An 18932-nucleotide genomic window follows, 5' to 3' on the forward strand; every position below is an offset into this window, starting at 1 on the left:
AACCGCACCGCGGGCACGCTGATCGGCGGCGGGGTCGGCGCGCTGGCCGGTGCCGCGATCGGCAACGCGTCGGACCGGAAGAAGTGCGAAGCCTGGTGGGCGAGCCGCAGCCAGTACCAGGGCGGCTATTATCAAGGGGGCTACCCCGGCGGCTATTCGACGACCTGGCATCAGGGCGGTTATGGGTACGGCTATTATACGCCCGGCGTGGTGGTCACGACGATCATCACGAACGGCGCGCCCGTGGTGACCGAAACGGTCGAGACGTCGACCCGCACCTATTACGAGAATGTTCCGGTGCGGAAACGCTATGTGGCGAAGAAGAAGTGGAAACCGAAACCCAAGCCGCGCTGCGTCTGCTGATACCCGACAGGTCTGGTCACCGATGGGTTCGAAGGTCCGCCGTCCCGAAGGATGGCGGGCCTTCTCTCTTGTTTCCGGAAGGATGTTGGAGCTCTCGCTTTAATGTGGCGACGGGAGGACGACATCGAACCCGCGTCTCAAAGCGCCGCCGTCAGATCGGCGAGATGACGGCGCAATGCCGGAAACTGGTCGTCGGTCGTTACGCCAAGCCGGACGATCGTCACCCGCTGCGACGGCGAGACGATGATATATTGCCCCTGATGACCGATGCACGCGAACAGGTCGTTCGGCCCGCGGTCGGGCCATAACGCAGGCGTCACGCCCGGCGGACGCTTGCGATTGAGCCATATATGCCCGCCATAGCCGGCGTCATTCGCCGACGGCGTAAGCATGAACTTCATCCAGGTTTCGGGAAGCAGCCGCTGCCCGTTCACGACGCCGTGATTGCGCAGGAACTCGCCGAATTTCGCATAATCGCGCGCGGACGCGTGCATGACCGACCCGCCGATCATCGTCCCCTTGGCATCATATTCGGGGGTCAGGCTGGTCATGCCGAGCGGCTCGATCAGCCGTCCGCCGATGAAATCGCGCATCGCGTCGCGCCGCGCATCGGGATTTCGCGACGGGGTCAGCGTGTTGGCGATGACGTCCGACAGGATGACGCTGGTCGCCGAGCTGTAGTTGAATATCTCGTCCGGCTGCGCCGCCGCGGGCTTCGCTTCGGCGAAAGCCGCCATATCCTGCGCCCCGTCGCCGAACAGCATCGACACCGTATCGCCCTGCCATACAGGGTCGCCATTTTCGACATGCTCGAGCCCCGACGACATATGGAGCAGGTGCCGCAACGTGATCGCACCGCGCGGATCGCCGCTGCGCTGCCAAGCCTCGACCGGCACCGGCCCGTCGAGCGACAATTGCCCGTCGGCGACAAGAAAGCCGGTAAGCACCGCGGTGATGCTTTTCGCCATCGACCAGCTGATCAGCTTCGATTCGGGGCCGAAACCCGCGGCATAGCGTTCGTAGATCGGCTCGCCGTCGCGCAGCACATAAAGCGCGCGCGTCTGCCCCACATCGTCGGCGTCGGTGAACAGCGCATCGGCGCGGGCCCGGGTCGCCGCAGGCAGGACGGGCAGCGGCCGCGCGGTTTCGACCGCCGCGACGCCGTCGAGCGACGCGCCGAATTTGGGTGCAGGCGAAGCCGGCGCCATCGTCCCCTGCCCCGCCGCCTGTGACAAGGTCCAGGCCCCGAGCATCGCGAGAGCGGCACTTGCCAGCAGCCGTTTTTTCGTGATCATGGCTCCAGTGACTAGCATCAACCCGACCGATCCTTCAACGGGCGAGACGCCCGCGGCAGTTCCGCCCCCGACCGTTTCTCCTCCACCGCCACCCGAGGCGCGCGCGAAGCCCAGTCGCTGGGGCGGTTGCCTGCCGTGGGCGATCGGGCTGGCGGCGCTGTTCGCGATTTTCGCGGTCTGGAAATTTCCGTCGTTCAAGGCGCAGGCCGAACTCGGGTCGGCTTACGCCGCACGCGTCGGCTGTTCGTGCCGCTATGTGCAGGGGCGCAGTCTCGAAAGCTGCCAGAGCGATTTCGAGCCGGGGATGGAGATGGTATCGCTGAGCGAGGATCCGGCGACAAAGACCGTGACCGGCAGCGTCCCGCTGCTCGCGTCGCGCAGCGCGCGCCTTGCGGGAGCCAGCGGCTGTCTGCTGCGCCCCGAAGACTAGCGCGACAGGCGGCGGGTCGCGAGTGCGACCACCGCAGGCAGGCCGAAAACAGGCAACCAGATTACCGCCTCCTCGGCCCAGCCATATCCCGCGTAGAGCACGCCCACGAGCAGGTTGCCAACCGAAACGATCAGCCACAAGGGCAGGAACAGGCGGGTCGCCCGCGCTGCGTCGCGAATCGTCAGGCGCAACAGAATGAGCAGGCCAAGTCCGGCGAGCAGCATGATAGCGGTATGCGACATCCTCTATTCTCCCCCCTTCGGAGCGCGCGCGGATCACGTCCGGGCGAGAAATCCATCCATCGCCGCATTGACCGCACCGGGCGCATCCCACGGCACGAAATGACCACAATCGGGCACCTTGACGATCTCGACGTCCGGAACCAGATTTTCCATCCCGTCGAGGTTGCACGGCGGCAGCGCGACATCGTCGAGCGCCCAGATCACCAGCGTCGGAATGGTGAGTTTCGGAAACGGCATCGGGGGCGGTTCGGCATAGGGTTCGTCCATCGCGGGCACGTTGATCGTCGAACCGCGATACCAGTTGATCATCGCGCGGCAGGCGTCCCGATCTTCCCAGTCCTCGAGCAACCGGGCGATTTCGTCGGCGGGTTGCAGTCCGCCGCTCGGCACGCGTCCGGCAAACGCATGGGCAAGGATGCCCGCGATGCCATGCTCCTCGATGATCGCATCGCTCGCGGGATCGCGGAAGGTGCGGATATACTGGCTCGCCGCGCGCTGCTCTTCGTTGACGGCAAGCAGGCGCTGAAAGATGCCCGGATGCGGCGCATTGGCGATCACCGCGTGCGTGACCCGTCCCGCCCACGCGGGATGTAGCCCGCCCGGCTGGCCGCCGAGCGCGACACCCCACGCAATCGCCCCGCCCCAGTCGTGACCGACGATCGTGAATTCCCTCACGTCCAGCGCGTCGGCCAGCGCGAATATATCGGCGATCAGCTTGTCGGGCGTATAGGATTCGGCGTCCTGCGGTTTCGACGAACCGCGATAACCGCGCTGGTCGGGCGCAATGCAGCGGAAGCGGTCGGCGAAATGCGGCAGTTGGTGGCGCCACGTGCGGTGCGATTCGGGAAAGCCGTGGAGAAAGATCAGCGCCGGAGCATCCTTCGGCCCCATGTCGACGACGTCGAGTTCGACCCCGGTCGAAAGCTTCACACGCTGTAGTTCGAAATCGCCGGTCATCGACACCACTCCTTTGGTTTCTTTTCGAAACCAATCTGGCGAGGATCGTTGCGGCTGGCAAGCTGCAACAGATGGCGAGTGGCTATTCGGGCGGCGTCATGTTCGTTTCATCCTGTGGCAGCGTCTTGAAGATCGGCCATTCGCGCATGTCGCCGCCGCGGCTGCAGCGGCGCGATGTCAGCTCTTCCTCGCCGCGCATCACCGTCAGTCCGCCGTAATAGCTTTCACCCGTGCGGCTTTCCTCGGTCATCCCTATGTCCGGTGCCGACCAATGGGCATAAACGACATAATTATACTCGCCGCTGACGAAGCGCAGCGTCTGGTCCTCGGCGCGCGCATAAAGGGTGCGATGATAGAAGACGCGGTTGCTGGGCGCATCGGCGACAATGGTGAGTTCGGCCCGGCTCCTGGTGCCATAGCGATAGACGAGCGACTCGCCCTCCTGCGTGACGGTCAATTGCTTCGCGCCGAAGCTGCATGTGAAGACGGGTTCGGGACTCGTGGTGAGCGCGAGCGCCAGCAGCAGGCTCACGGATAGCTGACCGTCTTCGGAACTTCGGGGATCGGGATGAATTCCTCGCTGTCGCCGGGGACGAGCGGGAATTTGCGGTCCTTCCAGTCGTGCTTCGCCTGGTTGATGCGGTCGCGGCTCGAGCTCACGAAATTCCACCAGACATGGCGCGGCGTCCTGAACGCCTCGCCGCCGAGCAGCATCACGCGCGCGTCACTTTCGGCGCGGAGCGTCATCGCCTGCCCGGGCTTGAGGATGTAGAGGCTGTAGCGATCGAGCGCCTCGCCATCGAGGCTCGCATCGCCGAGCGCAACAAGCACCGCGCGCTCGTCAGCCTCGGCATCGATCGGGATCGTCGCGCCGGCGTTCATCAATATATCGGCATAGATCGTCGCGGCATGCTGGGTGATCGGCGAGGTCGCGCCCCACAGGCTGCCCATGATGACGCGCGCCGACACGCCGCTGTCCTCGATCAGCGGCAGATCGTCCTTCGCGACATGTTCGAACGCCGCGTCGATCTCTTCCTTCCCGTCGGGCAAGGCGAGCCAGGTCTGCATCCCCGAAATGCCCGATCCGGTCGCGCGCTCGGCGGCAGGTGTGCGTTCCGAATGGACGATGCCGCTGCCCGCGGTCATCAGGTTGCACGCGCCGGGGCGGATCGTCGCGAGCGTGCCGAGGCTGTCGCGATGGTCGATCGCGCCCTCGAACAGATAGGTGACCGTCGCCAGGTTGATATGCGGGTGCGGACGCACGTCCATGCCGCGGCCGACGTCGAAATGCGCCGGTCCGAACTGGTCGACGAAGATGAAGGGGCCAACCATCGTACGCGCCTTGTTCGGCAAGGTGCGGCGCACTTCGAAGGCGCCGAGATCGTGGGTCGAGGGGGTGATGATGTCCATGATCAGTCCAGTCTTTCCAACGCTTTGCGCGTCTTTTCGGTTTCGACATTGCCGGTGTTCAGCGTCGAACCCGGTTCGAGCAGCAGCACCTGACATTCGCCGCCCAGCGCCTCGGGACAATGTTCGGTGCCGTGGGGCACGATGATGAACTCGCCCGGCCCGACGATCACGTCGCGGTCGCGAAACGCCATCTTCATCCGGCCCGCGACGACGAGGAACAATTCGTCCTCATGATCATGATGGTGCCAGTCGAACTGGCCAGCGAGCTTCACCAGCTTGACCTGAAAATTGTTGATATCGCCCGCGACGCGCGGGTTCCAGTGATCGTGAAAGGTCGCGAAGGCTTCGGCAAGGTTCACCTTGGCAGGGGTCATGGTGCGGGTGTCCGCAAGATCTTGTCCATTGCTTTTCCCTTGGCGAGTTCGTCGATCAGCTTGTCGAGATAACGGATTTCGCGCATCAGCGGCTCGTCGATCTCCTCGACGCGGATACCGCAGATGACGCCCTTGATCTGGTCGCGCGCCGCGTTCAGCGTGGGCGCGTCGCCGTAAAATCCCCTGAGGTCGGTCTTTGCCGCGATCTGCGCATCGAGCGCTTTCTGGCTATAGCCGGTCAGCCAGCGGATGATCTCGTCGACCTCGGCCTTCGTGCGCCCCTTGCGCTCCGCCTTGGTGACATAATGCGGATAGACGCTCGCAAAGCTGTACCCATAGACGCGATGCTCGCTCATGCCCGGTCACCTTTCCCCCGGCGCGACCGCCTTGATCGCCAGCGCGTGGACGCGCTGCCCCGGCAGGTCGCCGAGCGCCTTGTTCACCGCGCGCTGGCGCGCGACGCGGTTCTGGCCGGCGAAGCCCGCCCACTCGATCGCCAGGCTGAAATGCGACTCGCCGCTGCCGTCGTCGCCCATATGGCCGTGATGGCTGGCACTGTCGTTGCTCAGGACGAAATTCGCGTCGGGAAAGGCTGCGGTGAGCAGGCTTTCCATCTCTTGCTGTACGGGGCCTTTGTTGCTCATGGGGTTGACCATAAGCCCTCCATCGCCAAATTATAAGACCTTCCAGAGATCAGGTCCCTCCGTTCGATTCCGAAAGCATATTGTGCCGTCTTCTGCTCGCCCTTCCCGATTCCATGGCCGCGTCCCCCGCGAGGAACGCTGCGCCGCGCCCGGATGCCGCGAGCCCGGCGAGTTTCGCGCGCCCGTCTCCTCGCACCGCTCGCCCGACGGACCGCCGCCCTATCGCTGGCTGTGCCTCGACCATGTGCGCGAATTCAACGCGGGCTATAATTTCTTCGAAGGGATGAACGCCGACCAGATCATGGCGGCGCAATCGCCGACCGCCGGCTGGGAAACCGAAAGCCGCGCCTTCCGCCCCGCGGGCAGCGCCGACCTGCCGCCGCGCTGGGCCGATTTCAGGGATCCGATGGACGCGCTCGGGGCGCGCTTTCGTCAGCGGATGGACGAGGCGCGGCGACAGGCCGCAAATCCGGGTCTTTCGCGTGAGGAGCATGACGCGATGCAGCTGCTCGGCCTTTCCGCTGATGCCGACCGCGCGGCGTTGCGGCGGCGCTACAGCGAACTCGTCCGCAAATATCATCCCGACCGGAATGGCGGTGATCGCAGTTTCGAAACGCGACTGGGTGCTGTAGTCGAGGCGTATCAGTTACTGCGCAAGACGAAGGCATTCGCATAGGAGAGGAACGATGACCGACCTGAACGAAGCGAGGATCGAAGTCGTACGCCGGCACATGGCGCTCGAGATCACGCACGACTGGGACGGCGTCCTCGCGACCTTCGACCATCCGCGGTACGAGTTGATGGGGCCCGGCACGATTTTCGACGGTGAAGCCGCGGTGCGGTCCTATTTCGCCACGTCGCGCGAGCCTTTTCCCGATCAGGCGAACGAGGTGATCGCGATCGCACCCGACGCGGCAACGAACACGGTGCTGGTCGAATTCTGGCTGACCGGCACGCACCTCGGCCCTTTGAAGCTCGGCGTGCGGACGATTGCGCCGACCGGCAAGGCGTTCCGCATCCGCATGGCGGCGAGCTTCGAGTTCGCCCCCGGTAGCGACAAGATCGTCTGCGAACGTCCCTATTATGACCAGTCGGCGGTAATGAAGGCGCTCGGCCTGCTCTGAAAAGGCGTTGCAAGCCGCAACCCGTCGCTATACCGCGACGGCGAAGCGCCGCCCGGCGGCGACTCTCCCCTGTTTATCCTGCTGGACCTTTGCCATGACCGATATTCCGAACAGCCTTCCCGATCACCACGGCTCGACGCTGCTTGCAGCGCCCGATGTCGAGGTCGACGCGCGCGAGCTGTTCGGCGTCAATATCGACATGAAGGTCCCGGCGTTCAGCGAGGCCGACGAGCGCGTCCCCGACCTCGATCCCGCCTACGTGTTCGATGGCGACACGACGCTCGCGATCCTCGCGGGCTTCAAATACAACCGCCGCGTGATGGTGCAGGGCTATCACGGCACCGGCAAGTCGACGCATATCGAACAGGTTGCGGCGCGGCTCAAATGGCCGTGCATTCGCGTCAACCTCGACGCGCATATCAGCCGTATCGACCTCGTCGGCCGCGACGCGATCGTGCTGCGCGACGGCCAGCAGGTCACCGAGTTTCGCGAAGGCCTGCTCCCCTGGGCGCTGCAGACCCCGACCGCGCTCGTCTTCGACGAATATGACGCCGGCCGGCCCGACGTGATGTTCGTGATCCAGCGCGTGCTCGAAACCGAGGGCAAGCTGACCCTGCTCGACCAGAACCGGGTGATCCGCCCCAATCCGCATTTCCGCCTCTTCTCGACCGCGAACACCGTCGGGCTCGGCGATACGAGCGGGCTCTATCACGGGACGCAGCAGATCAATCAGGGCCAGATGGACCGCTGGAACATCGTCGTCACGCTGAACTATCTGCCTGCCGCGACCGAAAGCGCGATCATCCTCGCCAAGGTGCCCGACACCGACGACACGACCGTGGCCAATATGGTCAAGGTCGCGGATCTCACGCGTCAAGGCTTCGTAAACGGCGATATCTCGACCGTCATGTCGCCGCGCACGGTGATCAGCTGGGCGCAGAATACCGCGATCTTCAACAATATCGGTTTCGCCTTCCGCCTCTCGTTCCTCAACAAGTGCGACGAGGCCGAGCGGATGATCGTCGCCGAATATTATCAGCGCGTGTTCGGCGAGGATCTGCCCGAAAGCGTGATCGGCAAATAAGCCGCTATTTCAGGATTGCTTCGGCGTCCGCCAACCGGACGTCGTGCATCATGGCGAGATAGGCTTCGAAATAGCCCTTGTGCGACGCGCCGACGATCGCGAGCGTGCGTGCGCCCGGCCGGACCGCCATCGCGGCACGGACATTGGCGGCCATGCGCAGGTTTCGCACTTCCCACCAGCCGGTGTAGCGGCGCCCGTAATCTTGCGGGGTCGCGTCGGCGAGCGCGGGCCCGAAATCGGTGTCGAAGGCAAGCTGCATCGTCGCCGGCCGATTATAAAAGCGATAGAGCGCCATCACACCCTCGCTATCGAGCGAGGCCTCCAGCTTCTTTTCGGCGGCAATCCTCTCCTGCAGCCGCGGCGTATTCCAGATACGCTGCATCGCGGCTCCATATCCCGGATCCTTGTCGAGCGACGCGGTGACCCCGTCGGCGCTGTGATCGTCGACCGCATGGACGCGTTCGAGTCCCAGCCGCGCGGCAAGCGCCGCTCCGATCAGGAAATTCTCGTTGCGGCGCGTCATCAGCTCGTCGAGCTCCGCGACGAGGGTGGCGTCGAGGCTATCCCCGGCGCGGCGCTCACTTGCAGGAAGCCGCAGCCACTGAACAAGCGCCGACGCGGGTTCGCCGCCCGCGAGGAAGAGCGCCGCGAGCCGGCGGCGATCAGCGGGCGCCGGGTTGACTGGCCAGGCGCCGAGCAGCCTGTCGGCCTCCACGGTTGCGGCGACCATATCGAGCCCGACGACTTTCTGCGCCGGGCCCGGGTCCCGGCAATAATCGGAGGCGCCGGGATAAAGGATCTGATAGCGAACGAGATGTTCGCAATCGGTACCCGAAAGACCCTCGATCGTGATGATCGCGGGTTTCCACGCGGCGAGCCGCGCCAGCAAGGGCTCGAGGCTTTCGGGTTTGAAATCTTCGGGCAGCCCCGACAGATGCGGCGTGCCGAGGACGAGCAATTCGCCGGGCGCTCCCGCGACATTGTCCTTCAGCGTGCGCGGGTCGAAGGCGGGGGTGTAGGGCGGCGGCGCAGCCGCCGCGATGGTCAACAAGAATGCAGCAAAGGCCGGCACAAAACCCTCCCCCTGAACTGGCCGAGCAAACGACCATGGACACGGGAATAAGCGAAGTGTATTATTCTATCAATACTCTTCGGAAGATCGTTTTCGGCTTCCAAAGCCCCTCATCCTCTGCCAGCGTCACCGAATGTGCCGGGCTTTTTAAAGGTGAAGATCGCCGTGCGAACGAAGCACCTGCTTGCCGTCCTCGCCGCCCTGCCGCTGGCGGGCTGCATCACCCCGGTCGATTATGGCAAGATCCGCCACGCCGACTATGTCGCCGACCCGCGCTGCACCGCACAGCCAGGTGCGGTCGTCGACGGCGAGGCGCTGCCCTTTTTCTTCGCGACGAGCCGCCTGCCCGACTGCCGGACGAGCGAGATCGAACTGCTGCGCCATCGCGGCGATCAGATGCGTTACGGCCGCTTCAATGCCCCGCGGGAGATCGAGGTCGGCAAGAAGAAAAAACTGCTCGCGCCGATCGCCTTCCAGACCTCGGCCGACTGGTGGCGCGCGCTGCAGGCCGAGACCGACCGCAAGCAGGGCCGCGTGCTGCTCTATATTCACGGCTATCGCGAAAATTTCTCGACGACGTCGAAGGACGCGGCGCAGATCGCGCGCATGACCGGCTTCGACGGCCCGATCATCGAATATAGCTGGCCGTCGCAGGGCAGGATCCTGAGCTATGTCGTCGACGAGACGAACATGTATCACGACGTCCGCAATTTCCGCGACTTCCTGAAGTCGCTTGCCGAACAAAGCTGGGTCAAGGAAATCGTGGTCGTCTCGCACTCGCTCGGCGCGCGGCTCGTGATACCTGCCATTTCCTATGTCGATCGCACGTCGAGCAGTGCCGACAGCAGCAATATCTCGAACATCATCCTCGCCTCGCCCGACATCGACCGCGAGACGTTCGAGCGCGACATCGCGGACGAGGTATTATCGGCAAGGCGCGTCGCGAACAATCGCCGGATCACCGTCTACACCTCGCGCGCCGACAAGGCGCTCGCCGCGTCGCGTGCGCTCCATGGCTATCCGCGGCTGGGGTCGCCCTATTGCTTCGACCCGTTCGAAGCGGCGGACCTGAAAGCGAAAGGGCTGCCCGAACGCTGCTATCCCGTCGCGCGCGCCGGACTCACCGTGATAGACACGACCGACGTGTCGCGCGGGTCGACCGGGCACAGCAATTTCCTGCGCAGCGCGGTCGTGTGCCGCGATTTCGTCGATGTCGTCGCAAACAAGCGCACGCGTCCCGAGCGCATCGCGACACAGTGGGCCCATGTCTTCCGCCTGCTCCCCGACCCCGCCATACCGAAGGACGGCGACGACGCGATCTGCCACCGAACGCCCGAAGTCGAGGAACCGCAGTGAGGTCCTAGAAGCCGCACATGATAGCGACATTGGTGAGCCAGACGACCGGCCCCTCGCCGGTCCAGAGCCACAGCCCGCCTGCCGTGATCAGGACAAAAAGCGCAAGTGCAATCCAGTCCTGCCGCGCGAGCTTCACGCCGCCTCCAGCCGTTTGACCGGTGCGTCGGCGATCGGCAGATGAACGAGCCCCGCGAACAGTCCGAGCGCGATCGAGAAGCCCCACGCGATATTATAGCTGCCGGTCGCATCGAAGATCAGCCCCGCCATCCACGCGCCGAAGAAGCTGCCGACCTGATGGCTCAAAAACACGATGCCGTAGAGCATCGAGAGATAGCGGACGCCGAAAACGCGTCCGACGATGCCGCTGGTGAGCGGGACTGTACCGAGCCAGAGGAAGCCCATCGCACCGGCAAACGCCAGCGCGGTCCAATGCGTGAGCGGCAGGAGCAGGAAGACAGCGATCACCACGGAGCGCGCGGTGTAGAGCGCCGACAGGACATATTTCTGCCGCAGCAAATCACCCGCGCGCCCGAAGACATAGGAGCCGAGGATGTTGAACAACCCCACGAGCGCAAGCACCTGTGCGCCGATCTCGATCCCCAGCCCCTTGTCGTCGAGATAGGCGGGCAAGTGCGTCGCGATGAAGGCGATATGGAAGCCGCAGACAAAGAAGCCGGCGTTGAGCAGCCAGTAACCGCGATGAACCGCGGCTTCGCCAAGTGCCTCGCGGGCGGTCTGCTGTTCCTCGGGCACCAGCGTCCCCGGTGTGTCGGTACGCCCCGAAACGCCGATGGCGAACAGGCCGCAGAGCGCAACAAGCCCTGCCATGATCCAGAGGGTTTCGTGATAGCCGATATCGCCGAGCAGCATCGATGCGAGCGGCACGACGAGGAATTGCCCCAGCGAGCCGCCCGCGGTGACGATACCGAAGGCGCTGCTGCGCTTTTCGGGGCTGACGACGCGACCGACCGCGCCGAGCACGACGACAAAGGTCGTCGCCGACTGCGCCATGCCGATCAGCAGGCCGAAGCTGATATGCAGCCCGATCGCGTCGGTCGCAAACGCCGCGCCAATGAGCCCGAGCGCGTAGAGCAGCGCGCCGAAAAAGACGACGCGCCCCGCGCCATGCTTGTCTGCGAGCGCCCCGACAAAGGGTTGGACAAGCCCGAAGAGCAGATTCTGCAGCGCCATCGCGAGGCCGAAGTCCGAACGGCTGATCCCGATATCGACGCTCATCTGCGGCAGGAACAGGCCGAAAGACTGGCGCACGCCCATCGCGAGCGTGACGATGAACGCCGCACAGACGATGACGATCCACGGGCGTTTCATGGGGGAAAGTGCGGGAGAGCTCATGAGCGGCGGATGCGCCTGCCTTCCCTGTCCGTCAAGCGAGCTTAGCTATTACCTTCCGCACTCCCACTTTCGTCACCCCGGACACCCTTCCTTCAAAGGCAAAAGCTGGTTAGAGCCGACTCGATGACGGCTTCCTCTCCCCTCGACGATTTCAAGGCCGCGCTGTCGGGCGTCGCGCGCGCAGTGACGCGCGATGCCGAGGTCGAGGTCGGCTTTACCGCCGATGCGCCCGCGCAGGTCGGCAAGGCGATCAAGGTGCCCACCCCCTCGCGCACGCTGCCTGCCGACCAGGTCGCCGAAGCGCGCGGATTTGCGGACTCCTATGCCTTGCGCATGAAGCACCACAGCGAGAAGCTGCACGCATCCGCGCGCCCCGCTGAACCGCTTGCCGCCGCCGCGTTCGACGCGATGGAGCGCGCGCGGATCGAGGCGCTCGGCGCGCGCCATATGGACGGCATGCGCGGCAACCTCGCGGCCAGCCTTGCGATGCGGATGCGCAGCGATCCGATCAGCCGCGCGCAAAACCGCGAAGATGTACCGGTGTCGAGCGCGCTCGAACTGATGCTGCGCGAGGCGCTGACCGGCGATCAGGCGCCGCAGGGAACCGAGACCGGCCTCTCGCTCGTGCGCGAATGGATCACGAAGGAAGCGGGAGGCGACCTGACCGCCTTGTCGATGCTGCTCGACGATCAGGCCGCGTTTGCCGAAACCGCCAAGCTCGCGCTGCGCCACCTCGATCTCATCTACAGCGATGAGCCGCTCGAGGAAGGCGCCGAGGATGGCGGCGAACAGGACGAGAGCGAAGCCGAAGAGAGCCAGGAAGAACAGGAAAGCGAAGACGGCGGCGCCGGTGAATCGCAGGTCGATGCCCGCGCCGAAATGGCGGGCGATCAGGCCGACGACGGCGACAGCGATCCCGACGCGCAGGAAATGGAAGCCGACGGCGAGCCCGAAATGGGCGGCGAAGGCGACGAGGGCATGCTGCCCGTGCGCCCCAATCGCCTGCCGAGCGACATTCCCGATTTCAACTATCTGCGCTTCACCGAAAAACATGACGAGATCGTCGCCGCCACCGAGCTTTGCGATGCCGACGAGCTGACCCGGCTGCGCGCCTATCTCGATACGCAGATGCAGCATCTGCAGGGCGCGGTGACCAAGCTCGCGAACCGGCTGCAGCGCCGCCTGATGGCGCAGCAGAACCGCGCGTGGGACTTCGATCAGGAGGAGGGCCAGCTCGACGCCGCGCGGCTCGCGCGCGTCATCGTCTCGCCCGGCCAGTCGCTGTCGTACAAGATCGAACGCGATACCGATTTTCGCGATACCGTCGTCACGCTGCTGATCGACAATTCGGGATCGATGCGCGGGCGGCCGATCAGCATCGCCGCGATCAGCGCCGACATCCTCGCGCGCACGCTCGAACGGTGCGGCGTGAAAACCGAAATCCTCGGCTTCACGACGCGGACGTGGAAGGGCGGACAAAGCCGCGAGGACTGGCTCGCGGCGGGACGCCCGGCGCACCCGGGCCGCCTCAACGACCTGCGCCACATCATCTACAAGCCCGCCGACGAGCCCTATCGCCGCGCGCGCAAGTCGCTCGGGCTGATGATGCGCGAAGGGCTGCTGAAAGAGAATATCGACGGCGAAGCACTGATGTGGGCGCACCAGCGCATCATCAATCGCCCCGAGGAGCGCCGCATCCTGATGGTGATTTCGGACGGCGCACCCGTCGACGACAGCACGCTGTCGGTGAATCACGGCGCCTATCTCGACCAGCATCTGCGGCAGGTCATCGAATGGATCGAGAACCGGTCACCGGTCGAACTATGCGCAATCGGCATCGGCCACGACGTTACGCGTTACTACAGCCGCGCGGTGACGATCATGGACGCCGAGCAGCTGGGCGGCACGATGGTCGAGCAACTCGCAGGTCTGTTCGACGTCGACTAGCCCGCTGCACTACGGCGGCTGGTGACAAGCCCTTGCCCCCTCGTTACAAACCCTCCCGGCGCAGCAGGACTCGCGACCTGATGACGAGAGCCACTGCGCTGACATGATGCTGAGGGGTCGCCGGCATGACTTGGGGCCGCATCGTCTTGATGCGCGGCTGAGGGGGCGACTGACATATGAAAAAAGCATCCGACCTGTTCATCGAATGTCTGGAAGAAGAAGGCGTCGAGTATATTTTCGGCGTCCCCGGCGAAGAGAATCTGGATTTTCTCGATAGCCTCTCACGTTCGACCAAGATCAAGCTGATCCTGACGCGACACGAACAGGGCGCTGGCTTCATGGCCGCGACTTACGGACGCCACACCGGCAAGACCGGCGTGTGCCTCGCGACACTCGGGCCCGGCGCGACCAACTTCGTCACCGCGGCTGCCTATGCGCAGCTGGGCGGGATGCCGATGATGATGATCACCGGGCAAAAGCCGATCAAGAAATCGAAACAGGGGCGTTTCCAGATTCTCGATGTCGTCGCGATGATGGGGCCGATCACCAAATATACGCACCAGATGGCGTCGTCGGACAATATCCCGAGCCGCGTCCGCGAAGCCTTCCGCCTCGCCGAAGAGGAAAAGCCCGGCGCGGTGCATATCGAACTGCCCGAGGATATCGCGGACGAGCATACCGACAGCCTGCCGCTGAAGCGCAGCCATTCGCGCCGGCCGACCGCCGACGTGAAGTCGATTCGCGAGGCGGTGAAGGCGCTCGAAGAAGCGACATCGCCCGTGCTCGTGATCGGCGCCGGCGCGAACCGCACGATGACCGGGCGCATGCTGCTGCAATTCATCGAAAAGACCGGCATCCCCTTCCTGACGACCCAGCTCGGCAAGGGCGTGATCGACGAACGGCATCCGAAATTCCTTGGCTGCGCCGCGCTGTCGTCGGGCGATTTCGTCCACCGCGCGGTCGAGGCGTCGGACTGCATCGTCAATCTCGGTCACGATGTGATCGAGAAGCCGCCCTTCTTCATGCAGCGCGGCGGCCCGACCGTGATTCACGTGTCGAGCAAGACCGCCGAGGTCGACCCGGTCTATTTCCCCGATATCGAGGTGATCGGCGACATCGCCAACGCCGTGTGGCAGATGAAGGAGGACATCGTCCCCAACGGCAGCTGGAAGTTCGATCACCTGCTCGCCTATCGTCAGGGCGAAGTCGACCACACCGCACCGCTGGCGAAGGACGAACGCTTCCCGATCTTTCCGCCGCATCTGGTGCAGTCGATCCGCGACGCGATGCCCGACGACGGGATCATCTGCCTCGACAATGGCGTCTACAAGATCTGGTTCGCGCGCGGCTATACCGCCTATCGCCCGAATACCGTGCTGCTCGACAATGCGCTCGCGACGATGGGCGCGGGGCTGCCGTCGGCGATGATGTCGGCAATGATCTATCCGGGGCGCAAGGTCATGGCGATCTGCGGCGACGGCGGCTTCATGATGAACAGCCAGGAGATGGAGACCGCGGTGCGCCTCGGCCTCAACATCACCGTGCTGATCCTCAACGACAACAGCTATGGCATGATCCGCTGGAAACAGGCGAATATGGGCTTCAAGGATTGGGGGCTCACCTATGGCAACCCCGATTTCGTCAAATATGCCGAAAGCTATGGCGCGCACGGGCATCGTGTCGAAAGCGCGGCGCATCTGAAGGAACTTCTCGCGCACACGCGCGATACTCCGGGGGTGCATTTGATCGACTGCCCGGTCGATTATTCGGAGAATGACCAGATTTTGAACAACGATATCAAGCGGCTGTCGAAGGAGCTTTGATCTGGTGCATGGTACTCCGGCGAAAAAGCCGGGGTCCGGCACGGCCCGAACAGCTGCCGCGCGTAATAGCGCTGGGTCCCGGCTTTCGCCGGGATACGGAGAACAGACCCGATGAAACTCAAGGACGTCTATCCGCTCTATCTCAACAACAAGGCGGTGCAGCCGAACACCGATCTCGAGGTAATCGACAAGTTCACCGGCGAGGTCGCGTTCCGCACCGCGCTCGCGACGCCCGACATTATCGACGAAGCGATCGCCGGCGCTGTGCGAGCGGCCGAGCCGATGGCGCGGCTCGCCAGCTTCGAGAAACGTGACGTGCTGACGCATTGTGTCGGGCGCTTTCAGGAGCGGTTCGACGAACTCGCCTATGCTTTGTGCGTCGAGGCGGGCAAGCCGATTGCCGACAGCGAAGGTGAGGTCACGCGCCTGATCGACACCTTCCGCATCGCCGCCGAGGAAGCGACGCGCAATTATGGCGAGGTCCAGCCGCTCGACGTTTCGGCGCGCGCCAAGGGCTATATGGGGATGTGGAAGCGCGTGCCGATCGGGCCGTGCAGCTTCATCTCGCCGTTCAACTTCCCGCTCAATCTTGCGGCGCACAAGATCGCGCCCGCGATCGCAATGGGCTGTCCCTTCGTGATGAAGCCCGCGTCGCTGACCCCGCTCGGCGCGATCATCATGGGCGAAGTGCTCGCCGAGTGCGATATCCTGCCTGAGGGCGCGTTCAGCATTTTACCCGCAACCCGCGCCGGCGCCGACCTGTTCACCACCGACGAGCGGTTGAAACTGCTCTCCTTCACCGGCTCGCCCGGCGTGGGCTGGGACCTGAAAGCCAAGGCGGGCAAGAAAAAGGTCGTGCTCGAACTCGGCGGCAATGCCGCGGTCATCGTCGACAAGGACGCCGACCTTGACCATGCGCTCGCGCGGATCATCTTCGGCGGCTATTACCAGTCGGGGCAAAGCTGCATCCACGTCCAGCGCGTGATCATCCACGAAGAAATCTACGACACATTCCGCGACATGCTGACCGCGAAGGTCAAGACGCTGAAATCAGGCGATCCGAAGCTGCGCGACACCTTTATTGGTCCGATGATTTCCGAGAAGGAAGCGCAGCGACTGAAGGGCTGGATCGACGACGCGGTCGCCGCGGGAGCTACCCTGCTCGCGGGCGGCGGCTGCAAAGGCAATATGCTCGAGGCCGCGTTGCTCGAAGACGTCCCCGGCGATACCGACGTCGTGCGCGAGGAAGCGTTCGGCCCGGTCGTCATCCTTTCGAAATTCTCGAACTGGGAAACCGCGCTTGCCGAGGTCAACGACAGCAAGTTCGGACTGCAGGCCGGGCTTTTCACGCGCGATATCCACAAGGTGCTCGAAGCGTGGGATCATCTCGACGTCGGCGGCATAGTCGTCAACGACGTGTCGAGCTACCGCGTCGACAATATGCCCTATGGCGGTGTGAAGGACAGTGGGCTGGGGCGCGAAGGCGTGCGCTTTGCCATGGAAGATATGAGCGAAATCAGGAATTTGGTGATCCGGCGAACCTGACTGGATCATGCTTAACCGTATATGTGTCAAATAGGCAGCGTCACGAAAGCGCCTTCAAACTTTCTTCAAACTGTCGTCAGTTTGAGTCGCACGCTGTAACAAAACTCCTGTCTAGGCCGTGGGCAGCCAAAAGCTGTTTACGGAGCACGACATGGCCTCGATTTCGACCCTGCCGATCCCCGCCCGGTTTCCCGATCCCTTCACGACCGACCCGCATATCCCCGAACGCGTGATCGGCGAACGCCGCAGCTACCGGACCGTGTGGGTCAGCGACATCCACCTCGGCACACGCGGCTGCAACGCGCCCCTGCTGATCGACTTTTTCGACCATGTCGACTGCGAGACGCTGTACCTGGTCGGCGATATCATCGATGGCTGGCGGCTCAAGAAGCGCCACTTCTGGCCGCCCGAGCACAACGACGTCGTCTGGCGCGTGCTCAAGCGCGCGAAGCGCGGCACGCGCGTCGTCTATGTTCCCGGCAACCATGACGAGATGGTCAAGCCGTTCGACGGTTTCGATTTCGGCGGGGTCGAAATCCGCCGCGAAGCGATCCACGAAACCGCCGACGGCCGCAAATTGCTCGTCGTCCATGGCGACGAGTTCGACGCGGTGATGCTCGCGCACCGCTGGCTCGCCTTCGTCGGCGACGCCGCCTACACCGCGCTGATGAAGTGCAATGTGGTCGTGAACCGCATCCGCAGCGCCTTCGGCCTGCCCTATTGGTCGCTGTCGATGGTCGCCAAACACAAGGTCAAGAACGCCGTCCAGTTCATCGGGCGGTACGAGGAAGTCGTCGCCCACGCCGCCCGCTCGCGCGGGGTCGACGGCGTGGTGTGCGGCCACATCCACAGCGCCGAGATGCGCGAGATCGAGGGCACCGAATATTATAACGACGGCGACTGGGTCGAAGGCTGCACCGCGCTTGTCGAGCATCATGACGGACGCATGGAAATCCTGCACTGGGCGCAGGAGGTCGCGGCGCGCACGGCACCGGCCACGCTGGAGCTGCCGGCCCGCGCGGCATGAGGATATTGGTCGTCACCGACGCGTGGGACCCGCAGGTCAACGGGGTCGTCCGCACGCTTCAGGCAACAATCGCCGAACTTCGCACGCAGGGGCATGAGGTCGGGGTGGTTTCGCCCGATCTCTTCCGGTCCATCCCCTGTCCCTCCTATTCCGAAATCCGCCTTGCGTTCGCGGGCTGGCGCACGGTCGGGCGGCACATTCGCGCGTTCGCTCCGCAGGCGATCCATATCTCGACCGAAGGGCCGCTCGGGATGGCGGCGCGGCGTTGGTGCATCCGGAACAAATTCCCCTTTACCACCGCCTATCACACGCGCTTTCCCGAATATGTCGCGGCACGGCTGCCCCTGTCGCCCGCGTTCGTCTGGCGCTTCATCCGCTGGTTCCATCGCCCCGCGCGCCATATCATGGTCGCAACGCGCTCGCTGGTACGCGAACTCGCCGACCGGGGCCTTGACCAGACGATGATGTGGGAGCGCGGGGTCGACCATGCGCTGTTTCGCCCCGGCACGCCGCCGCATCCTGCCTTCGACGGCCTCGCGCGCCCGATCCAGCTTTACGTCGGGCGCGTCGCGGTCGAAAAGAATATCGAAGCCTTCCTCGATACCGTGCATCCCGGAACGAGGGTGGTCGTCGGCGACGGCCCCGCCCTCGCCGAACTCGCGGCGCGCTACCCCGATGCCTGCTTCCTCGGCAAACAGACCGGCGAAGCGCTCGTGTCAGCCTACGCCGGCGCCGACGTCTTCGTCTTTCCGAGCCGCACCGACACCTTTGGCCTCGTCATCATCGAGGCGCTGTCGTGCGGCACGCCCGTCGCCGCCTATCCGGTGCCCGGCCCCGCCGATATCGTGCGCAATGGCGCCGGCGCGCTCGACGCGGATCTGGGTAC

General features: G+C 64.3%; 22 protein-coding genes. 11 read left to right on the forward strand and 11 right to left on the reverse strand.

The genetic code is table 11. From position 1 onward, the window contains the following. A partial coding sequence (locus VN047_RS14555) for a glycine zipper domain-containing protein (protein WP_325543853.1) occupies positions 1 to 363 on the forward strand: 363 nt, incomplete at its 5' end. 137 nt (positions 364 to 500) lie between these two features. Here VN047_RS14555 and VN047_RS14560 read toward each other — a convergent pair. Further along, positions 501 to 1658 (reverse strand): serine hydrolase, encoded by a 1158-nt coding sequence (locus VN047_RS14560; protein ID WP_325543855.1) that lies wholly within the window; start codon positions 1656 to 1658, stop codon positions 501 to 503. On the opposite strand from VN047_RS14560, the gene VN047_RS14565 reads away from it, so the two are divergent. After that, the gene (locus VN047_RS14565; protein WP_325543857.1) at positions 1657 to 2088 is read left to right on the forward strand and encodes a hypothetical protein; all 432 of its coding nucleotides are present in this window, start codon (positions 1657 to 1659) and stop codon (positions 2086 to 2088) included. The genes VN047_RS14560 and VN047_RS14565 overlap by 2 nt on opposite strands. Here VN047_RS14565 and VN047_RS14570 read toward each other — a convergent pair. The 7 genes from VN047_RS14570 to VN047_RS14600 form a co-directional block, all read right to left on the reverse strand. Then, complete coding sequence (locus VN047_RS14570; protein ID WP_325543859.1) at positions 2085 to 2330, reverse strand: hypothetical protein; 246 nt, start codon at positions 2328 to 2330, stop codon at positions 2085 to 2087. The genes VN047_RS14565 and VN047_RS14570 overlap by 4 nt on opposite strands. 33 nt (positions 2331 to 2363) lie before the next feature. Further along, complete coding sequence (locus tag VN047_RS14575) at positions 2364 to 3287, reverse strand: alpha/beta hydrolase (RefSeq protein ID WP_325543861.1); 924 nt, start codon at positions 3285 to 3287, stop codon at positions 2364 to 2366. 82 nt (positions 3288 to 3369) lie between these two features. Then, positions 3370 to 3819, reverse strand: coding sequence for a hypothetical protein (locus VN047_RS14580; RefSeq protein WP_325543864.1), 450 nt, complete (start codon positions 3817 to 3819; stop codon positions 3370 to 3372). After that, positions 3816 to 4697 (reverse strand): pirin family protein, encoded by an 882-nt coding sequence (locus tag VN047_RS14585; RefSeq protein WP_325543866.1) that lies wholly within the window; start codon positions 4695 to 4697, stop codon positions 3816 to 3818. Before VN047_RS14585 ends, VN047_RS14580 begins: the two co-directional genes overlap by 4 nt. A 2-nt stretch (positions 4698 to 4699) precedes the next feature. Next, entirely contained in the window at positions 4700 to 5071 is a 372-nt protein-coding gene (locus VN047_RS14590; protein WP_325543868.1) for a cupin domain-containing protein, read from the reverse strand. Continuing rightward, positions 5068 to 5427, reverse strand: a complete 360-nt coding sequence (locus tag VN047_RS14595; RefSeq protein ID WP_325543870.1) for a DUF2200 domain-containing protein — start codon at positions 5425 to 5427, stop codon at positions 5068 to 5070. The genes VN047_RS14590 and VN047_RS14595 overlap by 4 nt, the downstream gene beginning before the upstream one ends. A gap of 6 nt (positions 5428 to 5433) precedes the next feature. Next, positions 5434 to 5715 (reverse strand): BolA family protein, encoded by a 282-nt coding sequence (locus tag VN047_RS14600; protein WP_325543872.1) that lies wholly within the window; start codon positions 5713 to 5715, stop codon positions 5434 to 5436. A gap of 82 nt (positions 5716 to 5797) precedes the next feature. Between VN047_RS14600 and VN047_RS14605 the strand changes: the two genes are divergently transcribed. From VN047_RS14605 to cobS, 3 genes are all read left to right on the forward strand, one after another. Next, a complete protein-coding gene (locus VN047_RS14605; RefSeq protein WP_325543874.1) occupies positions 5798 to 6391 on the forward strand; it encodes a J domain-containing protein in 594 nt (197 codons plus the stop codon). A 10-nt stretch (positions 6392 to 6401) separates the two neighbouring features. Further along, positions 6402 to 6839, forward strand: a complete 438-nt coding sequence (locus VN047_RS14610; protein WP_325543876.1) for a nuclear transport factor 2 family protein — start codon at positions 6402 to 6404, stop codon at positions 6837 to 6839. A gap of 94 nt (positions 6840 to 6933) precedes the next feature. Continuing rightward, the gene (gene cobS, locus VN047_RS14615; protein ID WP_325543880.1) at positions 6934 to 7923 is read left to right on the forward strand and encodes a cobaltochelatase subunit CobS; all 990 of its coding nucleotides are present in this window, start codon (positions 6934 to 6936) and stop codon (positions 7921 to 7923) included. Positions 7924 to 7927: 4 nt separating this feature from the next. Here the strand turns inward: cobS and VN047_RS14620 are convergent, their stop codons facing one another. Beyond that, positions 7928 to 8971 carry a DUF5694 domain-containing protein gene (locus VN047_RS14620; protein ID WP_325543882.1) on the reverse strand — a complete coding sequence of 348 codons (1044 nt, stop codon included), beginning with the start codon at positions 8969 to 8971 and terminating at the stop codon, positions 7928 to 7930. 189 nt (positions 8972 to 9160) lie between these two features. Here VN047_RS14620 and VN047_RS14625 point away from each other — a divergent pair, with 189 nt between their 5' ends. Continuing rightward, on the forward strand, positions 9161 to 10351 hold the full coding sequence (locus VN047_RS14625; protein ID WP_325543884.1) for an alpha/beta hydrolase: 1191 nt from the start codon (positions 9161 to 9163) through the stop codon (positions 10349 to 10351). Positions 10352 to 10355: 4 nt separating this feature from the next. Here VN047_RS14625 and VN047_RS14630 read toward each other — a convergent pair whose 3' ends face one another. After that, positions 10356 to 10487: a hypothetical protein gene (locus tag VN047_RS14630; protein ID WP_325543886.1), complete on the reverse strand. Its 132-nt coding sequence runs from the start codon at positions 10485 to 10487 to the stop codon at positions 10356 to 10358. Then, complete coding sequence (locus VN047_RS14635; RefSeq protein ID WP_325543888.1) at positions 10484 to 11680, reverse strand: MFS transporter; 1197 nt, start codon at positions 11678 to 11680, stop codon at positions 10484 to 10486. The genes VN047_RS14630 and VN047_RS14635 overlap by 4 nt, the downstream gene beginning before the upstream one ends. A gap of 147 nt (positions 11681 to 11827) precedes the next feature. Here VN047_RS14635 and cobT point away from each other — a divergent pair, with 147 nt between their 5' ends. From cobT to VN047_RS14660, 5 genes are all read left to right on the forward strand, one after another. Then, positions 11828 to 13651, forward strand: a complete 1824-nt coding sequence (gene cobT / locus VN047_RS14640) for a cobaltochelatase subunit CobT (protein ID WP_325543890.1) — start codon at positions 11828 to 11830, stop codon at positions 13649 to 13651. Positions 13652 to 13827: 176 nt separating this feature from the next. After that, on the forward strand, positions 13828 to 15474 hold the full coding sequence (locus VN047_RS14645; RefSeq protein WP_325543892.1) for an acetolactate synthase large subunit: 1647 nt from the start codon (positions 13828 to 13830) through the stop codon (positions 15472 to 15474). Between the two features lie 111 nt (positions 15475 to 15585). Next, positions 15586 to 17019, forward strand: a complete 1434-nt coding sequence (locus VN047_RS14650) for an aldehyde dehydrogenase family protein (RefSeq protein WP_325543894.1) — start codon at positions 15586 to 15588, stop codon at positions 17017 to 17019. Between the two features lie 151 nt (positions 17020 to 17170). Beyond that, entirely contained in the window at positions 17171 to 18046 is an 876-nt protein-coding gene (locus VN047_RS14655; protein ID WP_325543896.1) for a UDP-2,3-diacylglucosamine diphosphatase, read from the forward strand. Then, positions 18043 to 18932: glycosyltransferase family 1 protein (locus VN047_RS14660; protein WP_325543898.1), on the forward strand; the 890-nt coding region annotated here is incomplete at its 3' end. The genes VN047_RS14655 and VN047_RS14660, both read left to right, overlap by 4 nt.

It is taken from the genome of Sphingopyxis sp., assembly GCF_035565275.1.
In the GTDB taxonomy this organism is placed as follows: Bacteria; Pseudomonadota; Alphaproteobacteria; order Sphingomonadales; family Sphingomonadaceae; genus Sphingopyxis.

What these genes read in the sequence shown, in the direction of transcription:
- VN047_RS14565 (WP_325543857.1), top strand. Translation starts at nt 1,657, where the DNA reads ATGGCTCCAGTGACTAGCATCAACCCGACCGATCCTTCAACGGGCGAG.
- VN047_RS14560 (WP_325543855.1), bottom strand. Translation starts at nt 1,658, where the DNA reads ATGATCACGAAAAAACGGCTGCTGGCAAGTGCCGCTCTCGCGATGCTC.
- VN047_RS14570 (WP_325543859.1), bottom strand. Translation starts at nt 2,330, where the DNA reads ATGTCGCATACCGCTATCATGCTGCTCGCCGGACTTGGCCTGCTCATT.
- VN047_RS14575 (WP_325543861.1), bottom strand. Translation starts at nt 3,287, where the DNA reads ATGACCGGCGATTTCGAACTACAGCGTGTGAAGCTTTCGACCGGGGTC.
- VN047_RS14585 (WP_325543866.1), bottom strand. Translation starts at nt 4,697, where the DNA reads ATGGACATCATCACCCCCTCGACCCACGATCTCGGCGCCTTCGAAGTG.
- VN047_RS14590 (WP_325543868.1), bottom strand. Translation starts at nt 5,071, where the DNA reads ATGACCCCTGCCAAGGTGAACCTTGCCGAAGCCTTCGCGACCTTTCAC.
- VN047_RS14595 (WP_325543870.1), bottom strand. Translation starts at nt 5,427, where the DNA reads ATGAGCGAGCATCGCGTCTATGGGTACAGCTTTGCGAGCGTCTATCCG.
- VN047_RS14600 (WP_325543872.1), bottom strand. Translation starts at nt 5,715, where the DNA reads ATGAGCAACAAAGGCCCCGTACAGCAAGAGATGGAAAGCCTGCTCACC.
- VN047_RS14610 (WP_325543876.1), top strand. Translation starts at nt 6,402, where the DNA reads ATGACCGACCTGAACGAAGCGAGGATCGAAGTCGTACGCCGGCACATG.
- cobS (WP_325543880.1), top strand. Translation starts at nt 6,934, where the DNA reads ATGACCGATATTCCGAACAGCCTTCCCGATCACCACGGCTCGACGCTG.
- VN047_RS14635 (WP_325543888.1), bottom strand. Translation starts at nt 11,680, where the DNA reads ATGAAACGCCCGTGGATCGTCATCGTCTGTGCGGCGTTCATCGTCACG.
- cobT (WP_325543890.1), top strand. Translation starts at nt 11,828, where the DNA reads ATGACGGCTTCCTCTCCCCTCGACGATTTCAAGGCCGCGCTGTCGGGC.
- VN047_RS14645 (WP_325543892.1), top strand. Translation starts at nt 13,828, where the DNA reads ATGAAAAAAGCATCCGACCTGTTCATCGAATGTCTGGAAGAAGAAGGC.
- VN047_RS14650 (WP_325543894.1), top strand. Translation starts at nt 15,586, where the DNA reads ATGAAACTCAAGGACGTCTATCCGCTCTATCTCAACAACAAGGCGGTG.
- VN047_RS14655 (WP_325543896.1), top strand. Translation starts at nt 17,171, where the DNA reads ATGGCCTCGATTTCGACCCTGCCGATCCCCGCCCGGTTTCCCGATCCC.